This window comes from Yoonia vestfoldensis SKA53 (assembly GCF_000152785.1).
Taxonomy (GTDB): domain Bacteria; phylum Pseudomonadota; class Alphaproteobacteria; order Rhodobacterales; family Rhodobacteraceae; genus Yoonia; species Yoonia vestfoldensis_A.
In genome coordinates, this window is record NZ_CH672414.1 from 2,618,137 (window position 1) to 2,643,110 (window position 24,974).

Consider the following 24,974-nt stretch of genomic DNA (forward strand, 5'->3'; position numbering starts at 1 on the left):
AGTCGTGTTTTGGTATTCAAGCGCAGGGATAGGCGGCCGATCTGGAAGATCGTGCTGGACTTCGTCTATCCGCGTGGCGGCTGGGCGCGGGCCTTTGGCTATGTGAAACATCGGCTGCGGCGGTTGCCGGACACACCCGAAAAGATATCGCGCGGGATCGCGGTGGGTGTGTTCGCGGCCTTTACACCGTTCTACGGGCTGCATTTCGTGATCGCGATCCTGCTGGCGCGGGTCGCGCGGGGCAATATCCTTGCCGCGCTGCTAGGGACATTTGCGGGCAATCCGCTGACCTATATCCCCATCGGGATCGCATCCTTGGGGACAGGCTATTGGCTGCTGGGGCGGCCATTCAACGCGACCCTGTTCGGGCTGGATGGCAGCGCCTCGGCCGATTACTGCACGCTTGGGTGCCAGTTCAGCAATGCGTTTTCGGACATCATCCATAATTTCGCGGCGATGTTTACGGTTGCCACCGCCCACTGGACCGGCCTGATCGCCTTTTATCACGAGGTTTTCGTGCCATACCTGATCGGGGGCATCGCGCCGGGCTTGTTCTTTGGCTGGCTCAGCTACTATCTGTTCGTGCCGATTATCGCGGCCTATCAGAAACGGCGCCGCAAGGTGTTGCAAGCCAAGCTGGAACAATTGAAGAAATGACATCTTTCGCCTGAAAGGGAAAACCATGACCAATCTGCGGCTCGGCGTGAATATCGACCATGTGGCGACGGTGCGCAACGCGCGCGGCGGGGATGTGCCTGATCCGGTGCGCGCGGCGCTGATGGCGCAGGATGCAGGGGCCGATGGGATCACGGCGCATCTGCGCGAAGACCGCCGCCATATCATCGACAGTGACATCGAACGCCTGATGGCGGCGCTGCGGATCCCGCTGAACTTTGAAATGGCAGCGACGGCGGAAATGCAGGCGATTGCCCTGCGCCACAAACCCCATGCTGTTTGCCTTGTCCCTGAAAAGCGCGAGGAACGCACGACCGAAGGCGGGCTGGAAGTTGCCGGACAGCAAAGCGCGCTTGCCGCCTATATCGCGCCTTTGCGCGATGCAGGGTGCCGCGTGTCGCTGTTCATCGCCGCAGACGAGGCGCAGATCCGGGCCGCCCACAGCATCGGCGCGCCGGTGATCGAATTGCATTCGGGTGCCTATGCCGATGCTTGGGCCGAAGGCGACTGGCAGATGCGCGATGATGAATTGCGCAAGATCACCGATATGACCGCCTTTGCGACCGACCTGGGGCTGGAGGTGCATGTGGGCCACGGGCTGACCTATGATTGCGTCACGCCCATCGCTGCCCTGCCACAGGTGGCCGAATTAAACATCGGGCATTTCCTGATCGGCGAATCCATATTTCGCGGGCTTGGCCCGGCGATTGCCGAAATGCGCCGCCTGATGGATGCCGCGCGCGCATGATCCTTGGCATCGGCACCGATCTTGCGAATATCGACCGGATCGCGGGTACGCTGGACCGGTTCGGTGATAGGTTTCGCAATCGTGTCTTTACCCCCACCGAGCAGGCCAAAGCCGAGGCCCGCCACGACACGCCCGGCACCTATGCCAAACGCTGGGCCGCGAAAGAGGCTTGTTCCAAGGCGCTTGGCACCGGTTTGCGGATGGGGATCGCGTGGAAAGACATGGCCGTGTCGAACCTGCACACCGGCCAGCCCGTCATGGCCGTGACCGGCTGGGCGCGTGAACGGCTGGACCAGATGACGCCACCGGGGCACGAGGCGATCATCCATGTCACGTTGACCGATGATCACCCTTGGGCACAAGCCTTTGTGGTGATCGAGGCGCGGCGCATCGCTTGACTCCACCCCGTTGCGCGATCATGTAGCGTCAAACCTTAAAAGGAACGGAAAATGGCCGAAAATACGGGCTTTGTCAGCAGCGTGAAAGAGACGATCAAGACGATCTTTTGGGCGCTGATCATCGCGGGCGTGTTTCGGACCCTGTTTTTTCAACCGTTCTGGATTCCGTCTGGGTCGATGAAGGACACCTTGCTGATCGGGGATTTCCTGTTCGTCAACAAGATGGCTTATGGCTATTCCTATGCCTCCTGCCCGTCGATCCGTGTGCCAGCTGCCGGCATCGACATCGGCGCGGATGATTTTTGCGGGTGGTTTGACGATAGCAACGACCGCCTGTTCGGGTCCGACCCCGAACGCGGTGATGTCGTGGTCTTCCGGCATCCTGTGACCGGCATGGATTTTATCAAGCGCCTGATCGGTGAACCGGGTGACCGGATCCAGATGATCGACGGCGTGCTGCATATCAATGATGCGGCTGTCGGGCTGGCCGATGCCGGCACCTTTACCGAGATCATGGAACCCCAAGGGCCGATGGGCGGCCGCCCGATGTGCGCCAATGGTCCCGTTGGCGTCGGGGCTGAATGTCTGAAACCACGCCAGACAGAAACGCTGCCCAATGGCACCAGCCACGCCATTTTGAACATCGCCACGCGGGCGACCGACAATACCGGTGTCTATACGGTGCCTGCGGATCATTTCTTTTTCATGGGTGACAACCGCGACAATTCTGTCGACAGTCGTGTGCCGCAAACATTGGGCGGGGTTGGGTTTGTCCCGCGCAAGGATATCGTGGGCCGCGCTGACCGTGTGATTTTCTCGTCGGCGGGCCGGTCGATGTTGGCCTTCTGGACGTGGCGCAGCGACCGTTTCTTCAAGGCGGTCGAGTGAAACTTTCCGCTGATCTTGCCAGCTTTTCGCAGCGTCTTGGCTACAGCTTCGTGAGGCCGGACTTGCTGGTGCGCTCGGTGACCCATTCGTCCATGGTCAGCATCCACCGCGACGACAACCAGCGGCTTGAGTTTCTGGGCGACCGCGTGCTGGGTTTGGTGATGGCCGAGGCGTTGCTCAAGGCCGATCCATCCGCGCCCGAAGGTCTGCTTGCGCCGCGCTACAACGCGCTGGTGCGACGTGAAACCTGCGCCGATGTCGCCCGCGAGGTCGACCTTGGTGCCGTGATCAAGCTGGGCCGCTCCGAGATGAAATCGGGTGGCCGGCGCAAAGAGGCATTGCTTGCCGATGCGATGGAGGCGGTGATTGCCGCGATCTATCAGGATGGCGGGTTCGATGCTGCGCGCAAGGTCGTGCTGCATCTATGGGGTGCGCGCATCACGAATGTTGCCGATGATGCCCGCGACGCCAAGACCGCCTTGCAGGAATGGGCGCAGGCGCGCGGCGAAGCGCCCCCCAGCTATACCGAGACGGCGCGCACTGGACCTGACCACCAGCCCGCCTTTACCATTGCCGTGACGCTGGAATCCGGCCAGACCGAAACAGCGACCGCAGGGTCGAAACGGCAGGCAGAACAAGCCGCAGCCGCCGCCCTTTTGAAGAAAGTTGACCGATGAATGATGCGCCGACCAAAGCGGGCTTTGTCGCCCTGATCGGGGAACCGAACGCCGGTAAATCGACGCTGCTGAACCGGATGGTCGGCGCCAAGGTGTCCATCGTGACCCACAAGGTCCAGACCACCCGCGCCCGTATTCGCGGCGTGGCGATGGACGGGCAGGCGCAGCTGATTTTCATCGACACGCCCGGCCTGTTCAAACCCCGCCGCAGGCTGGACCGCGCGATGGTTGCTGCTGCGTGGGGCGGGGCCGCCGATGCCGATGTTGTCGTTCTGATGATCGAGGCCCATCGCGGCATGAGCGAAGGGGTCAAGGCGATCCTTGCCAATCTGCCCGACCGTATGGGCAAGACCAAGGTCGCACTGGCGATCAACAAGATCGACAAGGTGAAATCCGAAGGTCTGCTGGCCCTGACCCGCGACATGAACGAGGCGTTTGCTTTTGCCGAAACCTTTATGATCTCTGCTGAACGCGGGCATGGCTGTGACGCTTTGCGCAAATGGCTGGTGGACCAGGTTCCCGAAGGCCCGTGGCTGTACCCCGAAGACCAGATTGCCGATCTGCCGATGCGCATGATCGCGGCCGAAATGACCCGCGAAAAACTGACCCTGCGGCTGCATCAGGAACTGCCATATGAGTTAACCGTCGAGACCGAGAATTGGGAAGAACGCCCTGATGGGTCCGCCCGCATCGACCAGCTGATCTATGTCGCGCGTGATGGCCACAAAGGCATTGTGCTGGGCAAGGGCGGCGAGACGATCAAACAGGTCAGCCAGGCCGCCCGTGCCGAGATCATGGAATTCGTGGGCCGCCCCGTGCATCTGTTTCTGCAGGTCAAGGTGCGGCCAAACTGGCTGGAAGAAAAAGAGCGTTACTCCGAAATGGGGCTGGATTTCAAAGACGGCAACGCATGAGATTGACCGCCGACATCTGGGTGTCGGCCTATCTGACGCGGCTGCGGCTGGCGGCAATCCCCGCCTTTGTCGTTGCGCGTGGCGATGCCACGGCGGGGGCGGTGATGGTCAAGCTCAATACGCTTGACGGGCGCGCGTGCTGTTACCAGCGCAGTTTTGACCTGATGACGGGTGAGCGCAGCTGGGTTATTCTGGCCGAGGGCGCAGAGGCGGATGTGGAGCAATCGATCCAGCGTCAGCGCGGCTATGATCGTGATCTTTGGGTGATCGAGGTCGAGGATAAACAGGGCCGTCATTTGCTGGACGAGGACGGGTTGTCATGACTTTTATGCCTCCGGCGGGAGTATTTCTGGAAATAAGAAGGTGCTGGCCCGATGATATCGTGGCGCGATGACGCCGCTATTCTGGCGATGCGCCCTTTTGGCGAAAGCAGCGCCATTATCGAGGTGTTCAGCGCCAATCATGGCCGCCATGCCGGTGTGGTCCGCGGCGGTGCCAGCCGCAAGATTGCCCCGCTGATCCAGCCCGGCGCGCAGGTCAATGTGGCGTGGGCTGCGCGGCTGGACGATCATCTGGGCAGTTTCACCGTGGAACCTGTGCGTTCGCGCAATGCGGCGGCGATGGCAGACCGGCTGTCCCTGGCAGGGTTGAATGCGGTTTGCGCCTTGTTGTTGATGGTTTTGCCTGAGCGTGAAAGCCATCCGCTCTTGTATCAGCGCAGTATCGCCTTGCTCGATTTGTTGGACCAGCGCGCTGTATGGCCTTTGGCCTATTTGCGCTGGGAACAGGCCCTGCTGGAGGAGATGGGCTTTGGTCTGGACCTGTCGGCCTGTGCGGCTAGCGGCGTGAACGAGGATCTGGCCTTTGTGTCGCCCAAGTCGGGCCGCGCGGTCAGCCGCGATGCGGCGGGGGTCTGGGCGGACAGGTTGCTGCCCTTGCCCCCCGTGCTGGCAGGCAAAGGCGATGCCTCTGGGGTGGAGATTGCCAAGGCGCTGGGCACGACAGGGTTTTTCATTGAAAACCGCTTGATCAAGGGCTTGGGCGACCGCAACGTCCCTGCCGCCCGCGCCCGTTTGATCGACGCGATTATGCGGGCGGATGGCTAGGCTAGACGTGGGCCGCCGACAGGTTACCCCAGCACGCGCCGCGCGATGACCTGCGCCTGAATTTCTGCCGCCCCTTCAAAGATGTTCAGGATGCGGGCGTCACACAGGATGCGGCTGATCTTGTATTCCAGCGCGAAACCGTTGCCGCCGTGGATCTGCAAGGCATTGTCCGCACAGGCCCAAGCCACACGCGCGCCCAAAAGCTTGGCCATCCCCGCCTCTAGATCACAGCGCCGGTCGTTGTCTTTTTCATGCGCGCTGAAATAGGTCAGCTGCCGCGCGATCGTGATTTCCACCGCCATCATCGCGAGCTTGCCCGCCACGCGGGGAAAGTCGATCAGCGCCGCGCCAAATTGCTTGCGATCCTGGGCATATTGCATGCCGACATCCAGCGCCGATTGCGCCACACCCACGGCGCGCGCGGCGGTCTGGATGCGGGCGGATTCGAAGGTTTGCATCAGCTGCTTGAACCCCTTGCCGGTGTCGCCGCCCAAAAGATTGTCACCCTTGACCATGAACCCGTCGAAGGCCAGTTCGTATTCTTTCATGCCGCGATAGCCCAGCACCTCGATCTCGCCGCCGGTCATGCCTGGGGTAGGAAAGGGGTTTTCGTCGGTGCCGGGGGTCTTTTCGGCCAGAAACATCGACAGACCGCTGTAATCGGTCGTCGTGGGATCGGTGCGTGCCAGCAGGGTCATCACATGGGTGCGGGTGGCATGGGTGATCCATGTCTTGTTGCCGGTGATTTCCCAATCATCGCCCTTTTTCACGGCGCGGGTGCGCAGGCTGCCAAGATCGGAGCCTGTATTGGGTTCGGTGAACACGGCGGTCGGCAGGATTTCGGCAGAGGCAAGGCCGGGTAGCCAGTGCTGCTTTTGCTCTTCGGTGCCGCCGCAAAGAATCAGCTCTGCGGCAATTTCGGTGCGTGTGGCCAGTGACCCCACGCCGATATACCCGCGCGACAGTTCTTCTGACACGACACACATCGACGCCTTGGACAGCCCGAAACCGCCGTATTCTTCGGGGATGGTCAGGCCAAAGACGCCCATTTCCGCCATCTCGTCGATGATCGACAGGGGGATCAATTCGTCCTTGAGGTGCCAGTCATGCGCATGCGGTTCCACCTTTTCGAGGCTGAAACGCCGGAATTGTTCGCGGATCATTTCCAATTCGTCATCAAGGCCAGAGGCCCCGACCGTCAGGTTTGCCGCCTGATCCTGTATCAAGGCAACAAGGCGCATCCGCGCGGCCTGTGTGTTGCCCTGTTCGCAGAGGGTTGTGACGGCGGGGATCAGCATTGCGCGCATTGCCTCCTGGGGCAGGCCAATGTCCTGCGGGCGCAGGATTTCGCCTTGGCTCATCGGGATGCCGCCAGAGATTTGCGACAGATATTCACCGAATGCGATCTGGTGGATCAGCTGTTCAACCTCGTTGAATTTGCCATCCGCGTGCAACCGGTCCGCCCAATGCTGCATCTGGTGCAAGGATTGCGCATAGGTCGCAAGCCAGGCCAGCCCATGTGCTGCCGTCTGATGCGCATCGATCAGCGCGCCGCAGACGCGGCCATCGCGGCTGACCTTGGCGCGAACGATATCCTTAGCCAGCGCCAGCACCTTATCTACGGCAGGCAAGGCCGCGCCTGTCAGGTCCAGCAGATCCGCAAGGATCGGGCTTGAGGTCAGATGCAGGTCCTGTCCGTCATGTGGCATGGCGAGTCTCCGGTCTATGTGCAGGTGCAGAGATAATCACTTTGCAGCCGCAGCGCAATATTAATTCGCGGGACGCATTTGCGGTGAATAAAAGTGTCGCATCCGATTTGGTGATGCCAAGCCTTCAAGAACGGCATATGACGCAGCATGTCACATTTTTTTACTGTTATCACGCCTGAATTGTTCCTCTTCGCCTGTGTCGTCACGTTCCTTGGCGGGTTCGTGAAAGGTGCGGTGGGTTTTGCCATGCCGTTGATCATGGTGTCGGGCATGGGGATCGCCATCGCGCCTGAATTGATCATCGCGGGGATCGTCCTGCCGATTGTGGTGAGCAATATATTGCAGGTCGGGCGCGCCGGTCTGGGGCAAGCGCGCGACGCAGTGGTCGAACATTGGCGCTATATCGTGGCGGTCTGCGCGATGATTCTGGTCTCGGCGCAATTTCTGCGGCGCATCCCGACCGATACGTTGTTTATCGTGCTGGGCGTGCCTGTGGTAATCCTGTGCCTGATCCAGATTGCGGGCTGGCGTCCGGTGATCGCGGCGCGCCTGCGGCGTCCGGTGGAATATGCGGCGGGGATCGTGTCGGGCATGCTTGGCGGGTTGACCGGCACCTGGGGGCCGCCCACGGTTCTGTATCTGCTCGCGCTTGGCACGCCGCGCGACCGGCAGATGTCGGTGCAGGGGGTGATCTATGGGCTGGGATCGGTGATGCTGTTTCTGGGCCATGTCCAATCGGGCGTGCTGAACGCGCAGACGTGGCCGTTTTCGGCGGCGCTGGTGGCGCCGGGGATGCTGGGCATGTGGGTCGGGTTCCGGTTGGGGGACCGTTTTGATGCCGACAGGTTCCGGCAGGTCACGCTGTGGGTATTGGTGATCGCGGGGGTGAACCTGATCCGCCGCGGCGTGATGGGCTAGGACAGCAGATCGCCGTACCCGCAAGCCCCGGCCAGATCGGGCAAGGCGGTGGGTGGGACAACGTCGAAAGCGACAGAAAACAATTCTGCATCGTCCAGCATGGCCGTGAAGGTCCATGTGCCAGTGACGCGTTCGTAATCTTCGTCGAACTGATAAAAGGTTGGTGATGGTTCTGTCCCGCTGATCCAGGATTGATAGCTTTGCTGGGTCACCCCCGCATCGCCCATCGGCGGATGGGTCACGATGATGGTCACACCGGACAGCCCGTCAGGGTCCAGCGCCTGCGCCTTGACGCCAAAGCCGATGCCAATGACCGCGGGAACCTGCGTGATTTCAGCGATAAAGGGCGGTGTTTGTGCGATCAGATGCGTGCTGCCTGCGATCGTGTCGGGTGCAGGCGAAGAACCTACGACAGGCGGCCCGCAAACGACACCGGCGCGAAGCATGGCGATGACGTCTTGCGCGGCAGCCATGAGCGGCAGCAACAAGCAGGTAACAAAGGCAAGCATCAGGCGCATGGTGCAACCATAGCCAGATGCGCCGTGATGTCGAGATTGGGGTAAGGTGGAACTGGTTCCACCTTACCTGTGTCAGCCAATCGCGGCTGCTTTGACATCGTCGTCGATGAAGGGGACGTATTTCGCGAAATTGTCGCTGAACATGCCCACCAGCTTGGCCGCCTGCGCGTCATAAGCCGCCGCATCGGCCCAAGTCGTGCGCGGATCAAGCAGGCGCGCATCCAGACCTTCGACTGCCACCGGCACTTCGAACCCGAAATGTGGGTCCTTGCGGAAGGTGCTTTCGATCAGCGTGCCGTCCAGCGCCGCCGCCAAAAGAGCGCGTGTCGCCTTGATCGGCATCCGGCTGCCGGTGCCATAGGCGCCACCGGTCCAGCCGGTGTTCACCAGCCAGCAGGTCGCACCATGGCTTGCGATCTTGGACCGCAGCAGATTGCCATACACCTCTGGCCGGCGTGGCATGAAAGGCGCGCCGAAACAGGTGCTGAAGGTCGGTTCCGGTTCAGTCACGCCGCGTTCGGTGCCTGCGACCTTGGACGTAAAGCCGGATAGAAAGTGATACATCGCCTGCGCTGGTGTCAGCCGCGCGATGGGCGGCAGCACGCCAAAGGCATCGCAGGTCAGCATGATGATATTCTTGGGATGCCCGCCAAGCGCCGTGTCGGATGCATTGGCGATATAATTCAGCGGATAGGCGCAGCGCATATTCGCGGTCAGGCTGTCATCCTCGAAATCCAGCTCCAGCGTTTCGGGATCGAACACCATATTCTCGATCACCGTATGCGGCATGAAACAGGTGGCATAGATGTCTGGCTCTGCCTCGGCGCTCAGGTTGATGGTCTTGGCATAACAGCCGCCTTCGAAATTGAAGGTGCCGCGATCCGACCAGCCATGTTCGTCATCGCCGATCAGCACGCGGGATGGATCAGCCGAAAGCGTGGTCTTGCCGGTGCCGGACAGGCCAAAGAACACCGCCGTGTCGACCGGATTGCCGGGCGCATGGTTGGCGCTGCAATGCATTGGCATGATGCCCTTTTCGGGCAACAGGTAGTTCAGCAGCGTGAACACGGATTTCTTGTTCTCGCCTGCATATTCTGTGCCGCCAATCAGGATCAGCTTGCGGTCAAAATTCATCGCGATCACGGTATCGGTCCGGCAGCCATGGCGCACAGGATCAGCCTTGAAGGTCGGGCAGTTGATGATCGTGAAAGCGGGGGTAAAGCTGGCCAGTTCCGTTGCATCGGGGCGACGCAGCAAATGCCGGATGAACAGACCATGCCATGCCAGTTCGGTCACAACGCGCACATCAAGCCGGTGGGCAGGGTCTGCCCCGCCGAACAGATCCTGCGCATAATAGGTGCCGCCCTGCATATGCGCGACCATATCGGCGTAGAGCACGTCGAAATGTGCAGGGTCCATCGGGGCGTTGTTGTCCCACCAGATCGTGTCTTCGACCGATGCGCTGCGCACGACGAATTTATCCTTGGGCGACCGGCCCGTATGCTTGCCCGTGGTCACCAGCAGGCTGCCGCCCTTGCCGGTCACACCTTCGCCAGCTGCAATGGCCGCGTCGTGCAATTGCGCCGCAGAGCTGTTGTAATAGACGTAACCCAGCCCGGTGATGCCTTGGTGCTCAAGCTTCATCTGTGGGTTGACCGTACCTTGGTCCATGGGTTCGCTCCTTTTCGAATGGGCAATCCTGCCAGCGATGGGCCTGCATACCACCAAGCTTTCCTGCCTTGATAGGGGGTTAGGGAAACGTTAGCGCAACCAAATGCATGTTAGCGCAACCAAATGCACGCCGCCGGTGGCACCAGGGGGGAATGGTAAATTTGGTGCGATGATGGCGATCCTGTGGCGGTCACAGCTTTGGGGATTGATTCGGCCCGATAAACAGCGGAAAATCCCCGCGTTGTTATGAGTTCGCTAATTACATAGAGGTAGCACGTACATGTCGAGAATTGCCCTGGTTGACGATGACCGAAACATCCTAACATCGGTGGCGATGACGCTGGAAGCGGAAGGGTTCGAAGTCGAAACCTATAACGACGGGCAAGCGGCATGGGACGCGTTCAACAAACGTATGCCGGACATGGCCGTTCTGGATATCAAGATGCCGCGTATGGACGGGATGGACCTGTTGCAGCGCCTGCGCCAAAAGACATCGATGCCGGTCATATTTCTGACATCGAAAGACGACGAGATCGACGAGGTCCTGGGCCTGCGCATGGGGGCCGACGATTACGTCAAAAAACCTTTCTCACAGCGTCTGCTGGTCGAACGAATCCGGTCATTGTTGCGCCGGCAGGATGCGATTGCAGGCGAAGAGATCGAGGAAACCGAAGAAACCAAGGTGATGGTGCGCGGTGATCTGGTGATGGACCCGCTGCGCCATGCCGTGAAATGGAAGGGCCATGACGTTTCATTGACGGTCACCGAATTTCTGCTGTTGCAGGCTCTTGCGCAGCGCCCCGGCTTTGTCAAAAGTCGGGATCAGTTGATGGACGTGGCTTATGATGATCAGGTCTATGTCGATGATCGTACCATCGACAGCCATATCAAGCGCCTTCGCAAGAAGATGCGCAACACCGATGATGAGTTTTCCGCGATCGAGACATTATATGGCATTGGTTACCGCTACAACGAAGACTAGGGGATGACGTCCGCCCCGGAGATTGACGTGCGCGACCTCAAGTCGGTGCGCCGGGCGACGATGCCACCCGATATCGTCTTGGGCGAGGATTGGGTCGATCCAGATGTCACACGCAGTGATGTGACCTATCTGGACGCACCCAAACGCGGCATCATCGCGCTGCGCAAATCCCCCATCGCGCGCAAGATCGTCGTTTTCAACCTGATCGCGATGTTCGTCATGATCGCGGGGGTTTTGTTTCTTAACGCGTCGCGCGATAATCTTGCCTTTCAGCGTGCGAATGGTCTGATCTACGAAGCCCAGCTGATCGCCGATGTGTTCGAGGTACAATTGCCCAGCCGCGCGCCTGTGAACCTGGTCACGGCGCACGGGATCAATGCCGCCGAAACTCTGGCCAACCTGAACCTGCGTGGTGGTATGGAAGTGTCGGTCTTCGGATCCGATGCCACGCTGGTCGCGCGCACGACCGGCCCGTTGGCTGAAACTGCCATCGCGGATCTTGACGCTGTGATCGGCCGGACATTCATCAGCGATTTTCTTGGAACGGTCACAGGCGGGTTGTTTGGCCTGTTCAACCGGGCAGAGACGGGACCGGGCCAACAGATACTTGCCACAGCGACGCCCGAACTGATCGCGATCGCGCTTCAGGGCAAAACCCGGCTTGATATGACAGAGGTACGGGGGAGCTTGGTGCTGGTCGTCGTCACGCCGATCATGCGCAACGACGAACCGGTCGGCGTGATCGCAGCGGCCACGGCGGCAGGCGAGGTGGACAGCCTTGTGCGCCGCGAACGCGAAGACGTATTGCGCCTGCTGCTGGTTGGGATCGCGGTCAGTATCGGGCTTAGCCTTGTGCTGGCCTCGACTATTGCCAATCCTTTGGCAGATCTGGCCACCGCCGCCGAAGCCAGCCATCAAAAGAACGCCCGCAAATTAGCCCCGGTCCGCGTCCGCATCCCCGATCTGACCGCCCGCCCCGACGAAATAGGCCGTCTGTCGGGGGCGCTGCGCGGGATGGTATCGGCGCTTTACGACCGGATCGAAAGCAACGAACAATTCGCCGCCGATGTCGCCCATGAAATCAAGAACCCGCTGGCGTCGCTACGCTCTGCCGTCGGAACCATGCGCATCGCCAAGCAAGACGATCAGCGCGAACGCATGCTTGATCTGATCGAACATGATGTCAAACGCCTCGACCGTCTGATCAGCGACATTTCCAGCGCGTCGCGTCTGGACAGCGAATTGGTCAAGGAAACAGAGCAAACCTTTGACCTGATCGCCATGCTGCACAACGTGAACGACCATCTTGGCAGAGAGGCAGAGGCTCGTGGCATCAGCTTTATCGCCGATGTGCCTCGCACGCCGATCATGGTTCAGGGGCTGGAAGGCCGGCTGGCGCAGGTCTTTGTCAACCTGATCAGCAATGCGATTTCGTTTTGCGAACACGGCGATGCCATCCGCGTCTGGACCCGTACCCGCGAAAACCGCGTGCTGGTTGTTGTCGAAGACACCGGCCCCGGCATTCCAGACGGCGCGCTGCGCAAGATATTCCAACGATTCTATTCTGAACGTCCCGCTGCGCAGTTTGGCAATAACTCCGGCCTTGGCCTTGCGATTTCCAAACAGATCGTCGAGGCGCATGGCGGTGTGATCTGGGCCGAGAATATTCGTCCGACCGATACAGACCCCGCGTCAGAACCCGCAGGCGCAAGGTTTGTCGTCGGGCTGCCGCTGTAATGGGTCGCCATGATGCTGCCTGAGACACATCACGCCACCTGCGTCGCGCTGGGCGACAGTGCAGTCTTGATCCTTGGCGCTGCGGGGCGTGGCAAATCCTCGCTTGCGCTGCAAGTGATGGCGCTGGGTGGTGTGCTGGTGGCCGATGACAGGGTTCTGTTGCAAGCCGAGGGCGACCGGCTGCTGGCGCAATGTCCGCCCGCCATCCTGGGCCTGATCGAGGCGCGCGGCGCCGGCATCCTGCACGCTGCCTATCAGGCGCAGGCACAGGTGGCTTTGGTCGTCGATCTGGATCAATCCGAAAGCCAGCGCCTGCCGGAACGCGCATATACACGCATATGTGGCTGCGATATTCCCTTGATAAAACACATCGACGGGCCACATTTCGCAGCAATCATTGTACAAATCCTCAAGGCTGGCTGGAGCGACCGATGACAGACACCGCACGCACAATGCCCACGACGGTCCTTGTGACCGGGCCGTCAGGTGCGGGCCGGTCTACCGCGATCAACGCGCTCGAGGATCTGGGATACGAGGTGATTGACAACCTGCCGCTGTCGCTCTTGCCGCGCCTGCTGGATGGTCCGCCGCCCAGCCGCCCGTTGGCTTTGGGCCTTGACGTGCGCAACCGTGATTTCGGAACCGATGCGCTGATTGCAACCATAGATCAGCTGGCCGCGCGCAGCGACCATGTCATGCAAGTGCTGTATCTGGATGCCGCCGAGGAAGAGCTGGTCAAGCGCTATTCCGAAACCCGCAGACGGCATCCGCTGGCCCCAGCGGGTCCCCCGATGGCGGGGATCGCGCGCGAACGCGATCTGCTGGTGCCGGTGCGCAGCCGTGCTGACGTCCTGATCGACACAACGGGCCTGTCGCCGCATGATCTGCGCGCCGAAATTGACCGCTGGTTCGTCACTGCCGAAGGGCGCAATCTGGGGGTCACGCTGCATTCGTTTTCGTATAAACGTGGCCTGCCGCGCGGCATGGATATCGTCATGGATTGTCGTTTCCTGCGCAACCCGCATTGGGACGCCGATCTGCGCGCGCGCGACGGGCGCGACGGCGATGTCGCGGCCTATGTTGCCGCCGACCCGCGATTCGCGGATTTCTTTGACCGCGTGAAGGCGCTGATCGATCTGGTCCTGCCCGCGCATAAGGACGAAGGCAAAAGCCACCTGTCCATCGGCTTTGGCTGTACCGGAGGGCAACACCGTTCCGTCATGATTGTCGAACACATGGCACAGGCCCTTGCGAAAGACGGGTGGCATGTGTCTAAACGGCATCGAGAGATGGAAAGGCATGACACATTGGCCAGCAAGGAACGACAGGCTTGATCGGGATCGTCATCGTCGCACATGGCGGGCTGGCGCAGGAATACCTGTCCGCCGTTGAACATGTCGTCGGGCACCAGCCCGGGATGGTCAGCATCGCCATCGGGCCGGATGACGACCGCGCGCTCAAACAGGCAGAAATCTGCGATGCTGCCGATGCGGTCGATACTGGCGCGGGCGTGATCATCGTGACCGACATGTTCGGCGGATCACCGTCCAACCTGTCGCTGCGCGCCTGCAGCCCGGCCAACCGCAAGATCCTCTATGGGGCTAATCTGCCGATGCTGATCAAACTGGCCAAATCGCGTAAACGCTCTGTCTCCGACGCTGCCGAAGCCGCGATTGCAGCGGCGCATAAATATATCAACAGCCACAACGGCGGCATATCCCAATGACGACAGCGGTCCTCAAGATCGAAAATATCAAGGGCCTGCACGCCCGTGCCTCGGCCAAGCTGGTCGAGGTCGTCGAAAGCTTCGACGCCGATGCCACCGTGCGCCGCGATGGCGAATCCGCCAGCGGCGACAGCATCATGGGGCTGTTGATGCTGGCCGCCTCGATTGGCACCTATATCGAGGTCGAAACCCGCGGCCCCGACGCCGAACCGTTGCTGGTGGCGATCACAGCACTTGTCGCGGATAAATTCGGCGAAGGCGACTGACACCACCCGGATCATCATCTTCCGAGCATAAATATCCCCGCCGGAGGCGTAGAATCTTTTCTGCGACGGCGCGGTTCAGCGCGTCGGCACCGGAGTCTCGCCACGGTAATCATAAAACCCGCGCTGCGTCTTGCGGCCCAGCCAGCCTGCCTCGACATATTTGGTCAGCAAGGGGCAGGGGCGGTATTTGGTATCGGCCAGCCCGTCATGCAGCACGTTCATGATCGCAAGGCAGGTATCCAGCCCGATGAAATCCGCCAGTTCCAGCGGCCCCATCGGGTGGTTTGCGCCCAGTTTCAGCGATGTGTCGATGGATTGCACCGACCCGACCCCTTCATACAGGGTATAGATCGCCTCGTTGATCATTGGCATCAGGATGCGGTTGACGATGAAACCGGGGAAATCCTCGGATGCGGTGCTGGTTTTGCCCAGCCGTTCCACGACCTGCTGACAGGCGCGAAAGGTGGGTTCGTCGGTGGCGATCCCGCGGATCAGTTCAACCAGTTGCATGATCGGCACGGGGTTCATGAAATGGAACCCCATGAACCGTTCGGGCCTGTCGGTGCGCGACGCCAGCCGCGTGATCGAAATCGACGAGGTGTTCGACGTCAGGATCGTATGTGGTTTCAGATGCGGCACGAGGTCTTCAAAAATCGCGGCCTTGATCGTTTCGCGTTCGGTCGCAGCCTCGATGATCAGGTCGCTGTCGCCCAGATCGGTCAGCGTCTGGGTCATTGATATCCGGCGCATCGCCTGTGCCTTGGTATCGGCACTGATCAGGTCGCGCGTGACCTGCCGTTCAAGGTTGCGGTCGATCTGGGCCAGTGCTGCGGCCAGCGCATCGGCGCTGACATCTGTCAACAGCACGTCATAGCCCGCCACGGCAAAGACATGGGCGATGCCATTGCCCATTTGCCCCGCACCCACAATTCCCACACGTTCGATCGCCATGATTTTTCCTTTACAGGTTCCGCCGTACCATAGGCCGCTGCATGGGCAGGCTTCAAGCCGGACAGATGCAGCAAATTTGTCAGAAATCCAAGCATTAGCCTTTTGGCAAAACTATTGCGCGACACTGAAGCCATCGGTGCATGGGAACACAGATGCGGCAAGACTCGATTGATATGGGCGATCTGTCCTATTCGCCCTGCCGATACGGCAATTCACGGATCCTGTTCCGCGGCCCGCGCAGGCCGCTTGACCGGCCCTATCTTGCCTTTATCGGCGGCACCGAAACCTATGGCAAATTCATCGAAAAACCGTTCCCGACGCTGGTGGAAACCGCGCTGCGGCAGCCCTGCGTGAATTTCGGCTGCCTGAACGCAGGTATCGACGCTTTTGCCAATGACCCCACGATCATGGAAATCTGCAATGGCGCGGATATGACCGTGGTACAGGTGCTGGGGGCCAACAACCTGTCAAACAGGTTCTATTCGGTGCATCCGCGCCGCAACGACAGGTTTCTGCGCGCCGCGACCGTTTTGCAGGCGATCTATCCCGAGGTTGAATTCAACGATTGTGCCTTTACCGGTCAATTGTTGGCGCGGCTGTTTGAAACATCTCCAGACAGGTTCGACATCGTCGTGCATGAATTGCGTCAGGCATGGCTTGCGCGGATGCAGACCATGCTGCGCCAGATCGGTCCCAATTGCATGTTGCTGTGGTTCTCGGATGAACCGCTGGACAATGCGGATTGGGTGGCACGTCCGGCGCAGCTGCGCGCCGCACCTTTGTTCATCACCGCCAGCATGATCGACACGCTGCGCCCCTTGGTGCGGGCGGTGGTGACGGCCATTCCGTCTGAACAGGCGTTGGCGCAGGGTACGATGGGCATGCAATACCCGCCATCGCAGCAATCTGTCGCTGCCGAAATGCTGGGCGTGCGTTGCCATGTCGAAGCCGCGTCAAAGCTGGTCATGGCCCTGCGCGACGACATGTTTTCGATCTGAAACGCACAAGGGCCGGCGTTGCCACCGGCCCTTGCAACAGATTGGTGTGTTGCAGTTACAATTTGCCGGTCAGTTCCGGCAGCGCCACGAACAGATCGGCGACAAGGCCGTAATCGGCGACCTGGAAAATCGGTGCTTCTTCGTCCTTGTTGATCGCGACGATGATCTTGCTGTCCTTCATGCCCGCAAGGTGCTGGATCGCACCGGAAATGCCGACGGCGACGTACAGATCGGGGGCGACGACCTTGCCGGTCTGCCCGACCTGCCAGTCATTCGGCGCATAGCCGCTGTCCACGGCGGCGCGCGATGCACCGACAGCGGCACCCAGCTTGTCTGCCAGTTTCTCGATCAGGGCGAAATCGGCCAGCGACCCCAGCCCGCGCCCGCCCGACACGACAACGCCTGCCGATGTCAGTTCGGGGCGGTCAGAGGCGGCAACCCTGTCTTCGACCCATTCCGACAGGCCGGGGTTGTTGGCTGCGCCGATCACCTCGACCGTGGCGGACCCGCCCATGCCGGCGGCGTCAAAGCCCGCGGTGCGGATCGTCATCACCTTGGTCGCATCGGTGGATTTGACGGTCTGGATCGCGTTGCCCGCATAGATCGGGCGTTCAAACGTATCGGCGTCGATGATGCCGGTCACTTCGGAAATCACCATCACGTCCAGCAAGGCCGCGACGCGCGGCATCACGTTTTTCGCATCCGCCGTGCCGGGGGCGGCGATATGGGTGTAATCGCCCGCCAGAGACACGATGAGTGCGGCTGTCGGTTCGGCCAGACGGTGGCCAAGGGCCGCGTCTTCGGCGCAAAGCACGCGCGCCACGCCGTCGATTTTCGCGGCCTCATCTGCCGCTGCACGCGCCGAGGCACCAGCGCAAAGCACGGTCACATCACCCAGCGCCTTGGCAGCGGTCACGGCCTTTGCGGTCGCATCGATGGCCAGGGCGCCATCGGTCACTTCACCAATCAACAAAACAGCCATTACACAGCCCCCGCTTCTTTGAGTTTCTCGACCAGTTCGTCCACGGATTTGACAATGATCCCGGCCTTGCGCGTGCCGGGTTCGACGGTTTTCACGACGCTCAGGCGCGGCGTGACATCGACACCGTAATCGGCAGGGGTTTTCTCATCCAAAGGCTTTTTCTTGGCCTTCATGATATTGGGCAAGGAGGCATAGCGCGGTTCGTTCAGCCGAAGATCGACGCTGATGATCGTGGGCATCTTGACCTTGATGGTCTGCAAACCGCCGTCCACTTCACGCGTGACGGTGGCATGGTCGCCGTCGATGCTGACCTCGGATGCAAAGGTCGCCTGCGACCAGCCCAGCAGCGCCGACAACATTTGCCCCGTGGCGTTCATGTCATTGTCGATGGCCTGCTTGCCGCAGATCACCAGACCGGGGTTTTCTTCCTTGACGATCGCGGCAAGGATTTTCGCAACGGCGAGGGGTTCGATATCCTGATGCACGTCCTCGCTGGCGACAACCAGAATGGCGCGGTCAGCGCCCATCGCCAGTGCGGTGCGCAAGGTTTCCTGCGCCTGCTTGACGCCGATGGACACGGCCACGACCTCTTCGACCGTGCCAGCCTCGCGCAGGCGGATCGCCTCTTCGACGGCGATTTCGTCGAAAGGGTTCATGGACATTTTGACATTGGCAAGATCGACACCGGAACCATCCGCCTTGACGCGGACCTTCACGTTATAGTCGATCACGCGCTTGACAGGTACGAGCACCTTCATCTGCGTTTCTCCCATAGAATTCATCATGCGGTCTGTTGCAGTAACTAGCGACTACCACCCGATGACAACAGTGCAAAATCGACGCGGCAAGTGTCAGGGACGCCACGTTTCTGGCCCAGGGGTCAGCTAAGGTGGGTTGAAACCCACCCTACGTCAGCGGTTTGCCCCCGGAATCCACAAAACATCGGCCCGTCCGTCGTCATTGGCGATGCGCGATGCCTGAAAAAACCAGTCTGACAACCGGTTGAGATATTTTGCCGCCGCTGGATTGACCGCCTCGGCCCCGGCCAGTTCCACCGTCAGCCGTTCGGCGCGCCGCGACACTGTCCGGCACAGATGCAGATGCGCCGCCAGCGCAGACCCGCCCGGCAACACGAAACTGCGCAGGGGTTCGACCTTGGCGGTCATCGCGTCGATCTGGCTTTCCAGCCGCGCGACCTGTGCATCGCTCATGCGCAGCACGGTATAGCCAGCCTCGCCGTCTTTTGCCATGTCGGGGCGGCACAGGTCCGCGCCCAGATCGAACAGATCATTCTGGATCATCGCCAGATACGCGTCCATTTCGCCCGTGGCGTGCAGGCGTGCCATGCCGACCGTGGCGTTGGTTTCATCGACCGTGCCATAGGCATTCACCCGCAGCGCGTATTTCGCCACGCGGTCACCATTGCCCAGTGCCGTTTGCCCAGCATCGCCGGTTTTCGTGTAGATCTTGTTCAGCACCACCATGTGGTCAGCCCCCTTGTCCGCGACGATAAACGAATAGCACGATCAGGATCACCGCGACGAATTGCGCACCGATCCGCCAGCGCATGATCTTGTTGGCATTCTTGCGATAAAAATCGCCGCCTTTGCCAAAAGACCCGATGCCGAGCAATAAGATGCCAAGCACCAGCAGCACCGCAACAGCCACAAGCCAGAAAAGAGGGTCGTTTGCCATGATGGTCTTCCTTTGGTCGTGTCAGCGCGACCTAGCGCCGCGCGCACAGATAGCAATCCTCTATCCGCGCAGCAGCACCGCATCAAGCAATCGCGTCGGCAGCAGCCGCCGCATCAGCCCCGCCAGATAGGTGGGCCGCGTGACATAATAGCGCGGTTTCGGCTTGGCCGCTGTCACCGCATGCAACAGTTTCGCGGTCACGGCACTGGCGGGCAGTTCAAATCGGTCCGGCCCGCTGTCGGTATAAAGCCGCGCCAGCAGTGTCTTGTAGTCATCCGCGCGCGCTGACCCCTGCCAATCGATCCAGCGTTCGAAATGGGGAATGGCGTTCTTGCGGATGTCTGACGTGATTGGGCCGGGTTCGATCAGGATAACTTTGATACCGGTGCCGGCCATTTCCAGCCGCAGCACATCGGTCAACCCTTCCAGCGCGAATTTGCTGGCGACATAGGCCCCCCGCCACGGGATGCCGACCAGCCCCAGCACGGACGAACAATTCACGATCCGCCCATGCCCCTGCGCGCGCATCACGGGGATCACCGCGCGGGTCAACGCGTGCCAGCCAAAGAAATTCGTCTCGAAGACTGCGCGCAATCCGTCAACCGGCAGATCCTCGACAGCGCCCGGCAGCGCATGGGCGCCGTTGTTGTACAGCGCATCCAGCGTGCCGCCCGTTGCGGCCAGCACCTCGGCCAGACCTGTGGCGATGCTGGCCTCATCGGTGTAATCAATGCGCGGGCTTTCAAACCCCAACCCCGCCAGACGCGCGCAATCCTCGGCCTTGCGACAAGAGGCGAACACGCGCCAGCCCGCGGCCCGCATGCCCTGCGCCGCGTCGAAGCCGATGCCCGACGAGGCACCCGTGATCAGGATGGATTTCTGCACCATGGCGCAGCTTTCGCAAAACCCCGCGCAAAGGGCAAGCAGCGCCGCATCTCCAATTCCCCGCTTTACGGGTGAATCCTTGATCGCTACACGACAGAACATGAGTGATGACAACGAGACAGCCCCCGGCCCAAATGACGTAACCGAATCGCTGCGCAGTGCGATCGGCGACCGCTATCTGACCTATGCCTTGTCCACGATCATGCACCGTGCGCTGCCCGATGCGCGCGACGGGTTGAAGCCGGTCCACCGCCGTATCCTTTATGCGATGTCGCGGCTGCGGCTGTCGCCGACGGGGGGCTTTCTGAAATCCGCCAAGATCAGCGGCGACACGATGGGTGATTTCCATCCCCACGGCGATGCCGCGATCTATGATGCGATGGCGCGCCTCGCGCAGGATTTCAACGTCCGCTATCCGCTGGTGGACGGGCAGGGGAACTTTGGCAATATCGACGGTGATAACCCCGCCGCCTCTCGTTACACCGAGGCGCGCATGACCGCCGCCGCCGAGGCGCTGCTGGAAGGTTTGTCCGAGGATGCCGTCGATTTCCGGGATAATTACGATGGCCGCCTGACCGAACCATCGGTCCTGCCTGCCAGTTTCCCCAACCTGTTGGCCAACGGGTCCAGCGGCATTGCCGTGGGTATGGCCACGAATATCCCGCCGCATAACCTGCATGAATTGATCGACGCCTGCCTGCATCTGATCAAATCGCCGGGTGCCGCCGATGACAGCCTGCTGACCCATATCCTTGGCCCCGATTTTCCCACGGGCGGTGTGATCGTCGAGCCACCCGAGAATATGGCCGAAGCGTATCGCACTGGCCGCGGGTCGTTCCGCCTGCGCGCGAAATGGGAGGTCGAGGATCTGGGCCGTGGCCAATGGCAGATCGTCGTGACCGAGATCCCCTATCAGGTACAGAAATCGAAACTGATCGAAAAACTGGCCGAGGTGATCCAGACCAAAAAGGTGCCGTTGCTGGCTGACGTGCGCGACGAAAGCGCCGAGGATGTGCGCGTGGTGCTGGAACCGCGCGCGCGGTCGGTCGACCCTGAAATGCTGATGGGCATGCTGTTTCGCAATTCGGACCTCGAAATCCGGTTCAGCCTGAACATGAACGTGCTGATCGACGGGCTGACCCCCAAGGTCTGTTCCCTCAAAGAAGTGCTGCGCGCTTTCCTTGACCACCGCCGCGATGTGCTGGTGCGGCGTTCGCGCCACCGGTTGGGCAAGATCGACCACCGTCTGGAAGTGTTGGAAGGTTTCATCATCGCCTTCCTGCATCTGGACCGGGTGATCGACATCATTCGTTACGATGATGACCCCAAATCCGCCCTGATGGCCGAGGATTGGGCGCATCCGCACATCCGCGCGACATCCGAAAAGGATTATGTCGGGCCAAAAGCCACCGACCCAGAAATCGCCCTGACCGAAGTGCAGGCCGAGGCGATCCTGAACATGCGCCTGCGGTCGTTGCGGCGGCTCGAAGAACTCGAACTGATCGCCGAACGTGATGCTTTGAGGGCGGAACGGCAGGGGATCATGGCGCTCTTGGCTGACGAGGCGCTGCAATGGGCGCGTATCGCGGATGAATTGCGCGAAACCCGCAAGCAATTTGGCCGCACCAGCCCCGGCGGCGCGCGGCGCACGCAATTCGCGCTGGCCGCCGATGTCGCCTATGTCCCGATCGAGGCGATGATCGACCGCGAACCGATCACAGTTGTCTGTTCGCAGATGGGTTGGGTGCGTGCGATGACCGGCCATATCGACCTGACGCGCGACTTGAAATTCAAGGATGGCGATGCCGCCCGTTTCACCTTTCACGCCGAAACCACCGATAAATTGCTTGTCTTTGGTGCCAACGGGCGGTTTTACACGGTGTCGGCGGCCAATCTGCCCGGCGGGCGCGGCATGGGTGAACCGCTGCGCCTGATGATCGACCTGCCGAACGAGGCGGAAATCATCGACATCTTGATCCATAAACCGGGTGAGAAACTGTTGGTCGCATCAACCGACGGCAACGGCTTTGTCGTGCCCGAGGTTGAGGTGGTGGCCCAGACGCGCGCCGGCAAACAGGTTCTGAACCTTGGTGCCAGCACCGCACGGCTGTGCAAGCGGATCGCCGGCGATCACGTTGCCGTGGTGGGCGAAAACCGCAAAGTGCTGGTCTTCGGTATCGACGAGCTGCCCGAAATGACCCGTGGCAAAGGCGTGCGCCTGCAAAAATACAAGGACGGCGGGCTGTCGGATGCGACGACATTTACCTTGGCAGACGGGCTGACATGGCTGGACCCTGCGGGGCGGACGCGGACGCAATCGGAGCTTGATGAATGGATCGGCAAACGCGCCACTGCGGGGCGTATGGCACCACGCGGTTTTCCGCGTGACAACCGCTTTACCTGATTTTTTCCGCCGTTTGTCACATCGCTGAGAAGAAACGCCGCTACTCCCCTGGTTGAAATCAACGCCAGCAAGGAGTGCGCGCCATGAAAGATATCGACACAAAGACCCTGTCTTGGGATGAATGGGATGAACTGCAGCGTCCCGCACTTGCCACAACCGATTTTGATGCCGTCGTTGACACCGCCTTGTCGCGGCGCGGCTTTCTGGGGGGCGTATTGGCCTTTGGGTCTGGCGCGGCAGTGATGGGCACGGGCTTGCTGTCGGGTACCTCGGCACAGGCGCAGGCGACCAGCCGTTTCGGTTTCAACGCCATCCCGATTGCAACGGATTTCACCGTGCATGTGCCTGAAGGCTATACTTGGCAGCCGGTCGCCAAATGGGGCCAGCCGCTGTTTTCAGATGCCGCCCCGCTGAGCCAGGAAACCGGGGTCGATCTGGCCAGTTCCGATCGCGTGTTCGGTGAAAATACCGACGGAATGGAATTGTTCAGCATCGGTGGCCGCCAGGTTGTCGCGGTGAACCATGAATATGTGAACCCTGACATCAACCTGCCCCATACCGGCGGTGAAACCACCAGCGCGGACGATGCGCGCATCTTGCAGAATATGCAGGGCGTGACAGTGATGGAAGTCGCCGAAGGCGCGAACGGTTGGGACATTGTCGTCGATAGCCCGTTCAACCGCCGCATCACCCAGAACACACCCATGACGTTCTCTGGTCCTGCGGCGGGTCATCCGCTGTTGCAGACGGCGGCAGACCCCGATGGCATGATCGTGCTGGGCACGTTCAACAATTGTGGATCGGGCAAAACCCCGTGGGGGACCTACCTGACCTGCGAGGAAAACTTTAACGGCTATTTCGGCTCCACCGATGCTGCCTTTGCGCGGCCTGATGATTACGTCCGATACGGGATCGGGCTGGAAAGCCGGTACGGCTATGAAAAGTTTGATGCCCGTTTCGATGTCAGCCAGAACGTCAACGAACCCCGCCGTCAGGGCTATGTGGTCGAGATCGACCCATCTGACGCGACATCGACACCCGTGAAACACACCGCGTTGGGCCGTTTCAAGCACGAGAATGCCGCCGTTGTCGTCGCGCGCGACGGGCGCGTCGTTGTCTATCTGGGCGACGATGAGCGTGGTGAATTTCTGTACAAGTTCGTTTCAGCCGGTGTTTACACGCCCGGCGGTGAGACAAGCAGCCTGCTGTCGGATGGCCAGCTTTATGTTGCCCGTTTCGCCACTGACATGACTGGTGAATGGGTGGCGCTGACCCCAGAGGCAACAGGCATGGATGCTGCCGAAATCGCCGTTTACACGCGCGTCGCCGCGTCCCGCGTCGGCGCCACCACGATGGACCGCCCCGAATGGGTCGCCGTCAACCCCGTCGCAATCGAGGGGTATTGCGCCTTGACGAACAATTCGCGCCGCGGCGCGGATGCGACCAATGCCGGTGGCGATGCGATGCAGGCCGTCGAAAATTCGCCTAATCCGCGCGAAGCCAACCGGTATGGCCAGATCCTGCGCTGGTTCCCCGATGCAGAGGATCACGCCGCCACGACCTTTCACTGGGATCTTTATGTCATGGCGGGCAATCCCACCGTGCATCAAGACGCAAATGCCGGGTCGGCGAACATCAACGAAGGCAACTTGTTCAACTCGCCCGATGGCATGATGTTTGACAGTTCTGGTCTGTTGTGGATCCAAACCGACGGTGATGACAGCAACGAAGAAGGTTTTGCCGGCATGGGCAACAACCAGATGCTGGCAGGTGATCCGGTCACGGGTGAAATCGCGCGCTTCCTGACTGGCCCGAATGGGTCCGAGGTGACAGGTCTGACATGGTCTGCGGACCGTCGCACCATGTTCGTCGGTATTCAGCACCCCGCTGCGCCGTTCCCGGACGGTGACGGCAAGCTGGCGCGTTCGACCGTCATCGCTGTGAAAAAGGCCGATGGTGCCGTGATCGGCTGATCTGGCGTAAGCGGGCGGGTCTGTACCCGCCCGCCTTTGCCCTGCGGCTTTGCAGGGTTCGCAACAAAACCGCGAAAAGCCCAGCAGTGTCCGCATTGCGCTTGATTTCCCATCCGTTTCCCAATACATCGCCCGCGATGCTGAAACGGGTCA

At 60.7% G+C, this 24,974-nt stretch carries 27 protein-coding genes; 18 read left to right on the forward strand and 9 right to left on the reverse strand.

From position 1 onward, the window contains the following. Positions 1 to 9 precede the first annotated feature (9 nt). Genes SKA53_RS12685 through recO form a run of 8 tightly spaced genes read left to right on the forward strand, consistent with a single transcriptional unit; the run spans position 10 to position 5,406 of the window. The gene (locus tag SKA53_RS12685) at positions 10 to 657 is read left to right on the forward strand and encodes a DUF2062 domain-containing protein (protein WP_040482977.1); all 648 of its coding nucleotides are present in this window, start codon (positions 10 to 12) and stop codon (positions 655 to 657) included. Between the two features lie 25 nt (positions 658 to 682). Beyond that, complete coding sequence (locus tag SKA53_RS12690; protein ID WP_007206559.1) at positions 683 to 1,423, forward strand: pyridoxine 5'-phosphate synthase; 741 nt, start codon at positions 683 to 685, stop codon at positions 1,421 to 1,423. Next, a complete protein-coding gene (acpS, locus tag SKA53_RS12695) occupies positions 1,420 to 1,821 on the forward strand; it encodes a holo-ACP synthase (protein ID WP_007206560.1) in 402 nt (133 codons plus the stop codon). The genes SKA53_RS12690 and acpS overlap by 4 nt, the downstream gene beginning before the upstream one ends. 51 nt (positions 1,822 to 1,872) lie before the next feature. Next, on the forward strand, positions 1,873 to 2,709 hold the full coding sequence (gene lepB / locus SKA53_RS12700; protein WP_007206561.1) for a signal peptidase I: 837 nt from the start codon (positions 1,873 to 1,875) through the stop codon (positions 2,707 to 2,709). Next, complete coding sequence (rnc, locus tag SKA53_RS12705) at positions 2,706 to 3,386, forward strand: ribonuclease III (RefSeq protein ID WP_007206562.1); 681 nt, start codon at positions 2,706 to 2,708, stop codon at positions 3,384 to 3,386. The genes lepB and rnc overlap by 4 nt, the downstream gene beginning before the upstream one ends. After that, positions 3,383 to 4,300, forward strand: coding sequence for a GTPase Era (era, locus tag SKA53_RS12710; RefSeq protein ID WP_007206563.1), 918 nt, complete (start codon positions 3,383 to 3,385; stop codon positions 4,298 to 4,300). The genes rnc and era overlap by 4 nt, the downstream gene beginning before the upstream one ends. Next, entirely contained in the window at positions 4,297 to 4,623 is a 327-nt protein-coding gene (locus SKA53_RS12715) for a DUF1491 family protein (protein WP_007206564.1), read from the forward strand. Before era ends, SKA53_RS12715 begins: the two co-directional genes overlap by 4 nt. 51 nt (positions 4,624 to 4,674) lie before the next feature. Next, on the forward strand, positions 4,675 to 5,406 hold the full coding sequence (gene recO, locus SKA53_RS12720; RefSeq protein WP_007206565.1) for a DNA repair protein RecO: 732 nt from the start codon (positions 4,675 to 4,677) through the stop codon (positions 5,404 to 5,406). A 23-nt stretch (positions 5,407 to 5,429) separates the two neighbouring features. Here recO and SKA53_RS12725 read toward each other — a convergent pair whose 3' ends face one another. Beyond that, on the reverse strand, positions 5,430 to 7,115 hold the full coding sequence (locus SKA53_RS12725; RefSeq protein WP_007206566.1) for an acyl-CoA dehydrogenase family protein: 1,686 nt from the start codon (positions 7,113 to 7,115) through the stop codon (positions 5,430 to 5,432). Between the two features lie 147 nt (positions 7,116 to 7,262). Here SKA53_RS12725 and SKA53_RS12730 point away from each other — a divergent pair, with 147 nt between their 5' ends. After that, positions 7,263 to 8,033 carry a sulfite exporter TauE/SafE family protein gene (locus SKA53_RS12730; protein ID WP_007206567.1) on the forward strand — a complete coding sequence of 257 codons (771 nt, stop codon included), beginning with the start codon at positions 7,263 to 7,265 and terminating at the stop codon, positions 8,031 to 8,033. Here SKA53_RS12730 and SKA53_RS12735 read toward each other — a convergent pair. Together SKA53_RS12735 and SKA53_RS12740 are read right to left on the reverse strand one after the other, a co-directional pair. Next, on the reverse strand, positions 8,030 to 8,551 hold the full coding sequence (locus SKA53_RS12735) for a DUF3859 domain-containing protein (protein ID WP_007206568.1): 522 nt from the start codon (positions 8,549 to 8,551) through the stop codon (positions 8,030 to 8,032). The genes SKA53_RS12730 and SKA53_RS12735 overlap by 4 nt on opposite strands. 72 nt (positions 8,552 to 8,623) lie before the next feature. After that, entirely contained in the window at positions 8,624 to 10,222 is a 1,599-nt protein-coding gene (locus tag SKA53_RS12740) for a phosphoenolpyruvate carboxykinase (protein WP_007206569.1), read from the reverse strand. A gap of 280 nt (positions 10,223 to 10,502) precedes the next feature. Here SKA53_RS12740 and SKA53_RS12745 point away from each other — a divergent pair, with 280 nt between their 5' ends. Genes SKA53_RS12745 through SKA53_RS12770 form a run of 6 tightly spaced genes read left to right on the forward strand, consistent with a single transcriptional unit; the run spans position 10,503 to position 14,933 of the window. Next, the gene (locus SKA53_RS12745; protein WP_040482978.1) at positions 10,503 to 11,204 is read left to right on the forward strand and encodes a response regulator transcription factor; all 702 of its coding nucleotides are present in this window, start codon (positions 10,503 to 10,505) and stop codon (positions 11,202 to 11,204) included. Positions 11,205 to 11,207: 3 nt separating this feature from the next. Next, positions 11,208 to 12,941, forward strand: coding sequence for a sensor histidine kinase (locus tag SKA53_RS12750; RefSeq protein ID WP_007206571.1), 1,734 nt, complete (start codon positions 11,208 to 11,210; stop codon positions 12,939 to 12,941). Positions 12,942 to 12,953: 12 nt separating this feature from the next. Next, positions 12,954 to 13,376, forward strand: a complete 423-nt coding sequence (locus SKA53_RS12755; RefSeq protein WP_242601268.1) for an HPr kinase/phosphorylase — start codon at positions 12,954 to 12,956, stop codon at positions 13,374 to 13,376. Further along, positions 13,373 to 14,275 carry an RNase adapter RapZ gene (rapZ, locus tag SKA53_RS12760; protein WP_007206573.1) on the forward strand — a complete coding sequence of 301 codons (903 nt, stop codon included), beginning with the start codon at positions 13,373 to 13,375 and terminating at the stop codon, positions 14,273 to 14,275. Before SKA53_RS12755 ends, rapZ begins: the two co-directional genes overlap by 4 nt. Further along, complete coding sequence (locus tag SKA53_RS12765) at positions 14,272 to 14,667, forward strand: PTS sugar transporter subunit IIA (RefSeq protein WP_007206574.1); 396 nt, start codon at positions 14,272 to 14,274, stop codon at positions 14,665 to 14,667. The genes rapZ and SKA53_RS12765 overlap by 4 nt, the downstream gene beginning before the upstream one ends. Further along, complete coding sequence (locus SKA53_RS12770; RefSeq protein ID WP_007206575.1) at positions 14,664 to 14,933, forward strand: HPr family phosphocarrier protein; 270 nt, start codon at positions 14,664 to 14,666, stop codon at positions 14,931 to 14,933. Before SKA53_RS12765 ends, SKA53_RS12770 begins: the two co-directional genes overlap by 4 nt. A gap of 75 nt (positions 14,934 to 15,008) precedes the next feature. Here the strand turns inward: SKA53_RS12770 and SKA53_RS12775 are convergent, their stop codons facing one another. Beyond that, positions 15,009 to 15,884 (reverse strand): 3-hydroxybutyryl-CoA dehydrogenase, encoded by an 876-nt coding sequence (locus tag SKA53_RS12775; RefSeq protein WP_007206576.1) that lies wholly within the window; start codon positions 15,882 to 15,884, stop codon positions 15,009 to 15,011. Positions 15,885 to 16,024: 140 nt separating this feature from the next. On the opposite strand from SKA53_RS12775, the gene SKA53_RS12780 reads away from it, so the two are divergent. Continuing rightward, the gene (locus SKA53_RS12780) at positions 16,025 to 16,882 is read left to right on the forward strand and encodes a DUF6473 family protein (RefSeq protein ID WP_242601269.1); all 858 of its coding nucleotides are present in this window, start codon (positions 16,025 to 16,027) and stop codon (positions 16,880 to 16,882) included. A 55-nt stretch (positions 16,883 to 16,937) separates the two neighbouring features. Here SKA53_RS12780 and SKA53_RS12785 read toward each other — a convergent pair whose 3' ends face one another. From SKA53_RS12785 to SKA53_RS12805, 5 genes are all read right to left on the reverse strand, one after another. Continuing rightward, positions 16,938 to 17,864 carry an electron transfer flavoprotein subunit alpha/FixB family protein gene (locus SKA53_RS12785; RefSeq protein WP_007206578.1) on the reverse strand — a complete coding sequence of 309 codons (927 nt, stop codon included), beginning with the start codon at positions 17,862 to 17,864 and terminating at the stop codon, positions 16,938 to 16,940. Next, positions 17,864 to 18,622 (reverse strand): electron transfer flavoprotein subunit beta/FixA family protein, encoded by a 759-nt coding sequence (locus tag SKA53_RS12790; RefSeq protein ID WP_007206579.1) that lies wholly within the window; start codon positions 18,620 to 18,622, stop codon positions 17,864 to 17,866. The genes SKA53_RS12785 and SKA53_RS12790 overlap by 1 nt, the downstream gene beginning before the upstream one ends. A gap of 153 nt (positions 18,623 to 18,775) precedes the next feature. Beyond that, a complete protein-coding gene (locus tag SKA53_RS12795; protein ID WP_007206580.1) occupies positions 18,776 to 19,348 on the reverse strand; it encodes a cob(I)yrinic acid a,c-diamide adenosyltransferase in 573 nt (190 codons plus the stop codon). A gap of 4 nt (positions 19,349 to 19,352) precedes the next feature. Continuing rightward, positions 19,353 to 19,559, reverse strand: a complete 207-nt coding sequence (locus SKA53_RS12800) for a twin transmembrane helix small protein (RefSeq protein WP_007206581.1) — start codon at positions 19,557 to 19,559, stop codon at positions 19,353 to 19,355. A 60-nt stretch (positions 19,560 to 19,619) separates the two neighbouring features. Next, the gene (locus tag SKA53_RS12805; protein ID WP_007206582.1) at positions 19,620 to 20,447 is read right to left on the reverse strand and encodes an SDR family NAD(P)-dependent oxidoreductase; all 828 of its coding nucleotides are present in this window, start codon (positions 20,445 to 20,447) and stop codon (positions 19,620 to 19,622) included. 97 nt (positions 20,448 to 20,544) lie between these two features. Between SKA53_RS12805 and SKA53_RS12810 the strand changes: the two genes are divergently transcribed. After that, positions 20,545 to 22,848, forward strand: a complete 2,304-nt coding sequence (locus SKA53_RS12810; protein WP_007206583.1) for a DNA topoisomerase IV subunit A — start codon at positions 20,545 to 20,547, stop codon at positions 22,846 to 22,848. A gap of 83 nt (positions 22,849 to 22,931) precedes the next feature. Beyond that, positions 22,932 to 24,821 (forward strand): PhoX family protein, encoded by a 1,890-nt coding sequence (locus SKA53_RS12815; protein WP_007206584.1) that lies wholly within the window; start codon positions 22,932 to 22,934, stop codon positions 24,819 to 24,821. The last annotated feature ends 153 nt before the right edge of the window (positions 24,822 to 24,974 follow it).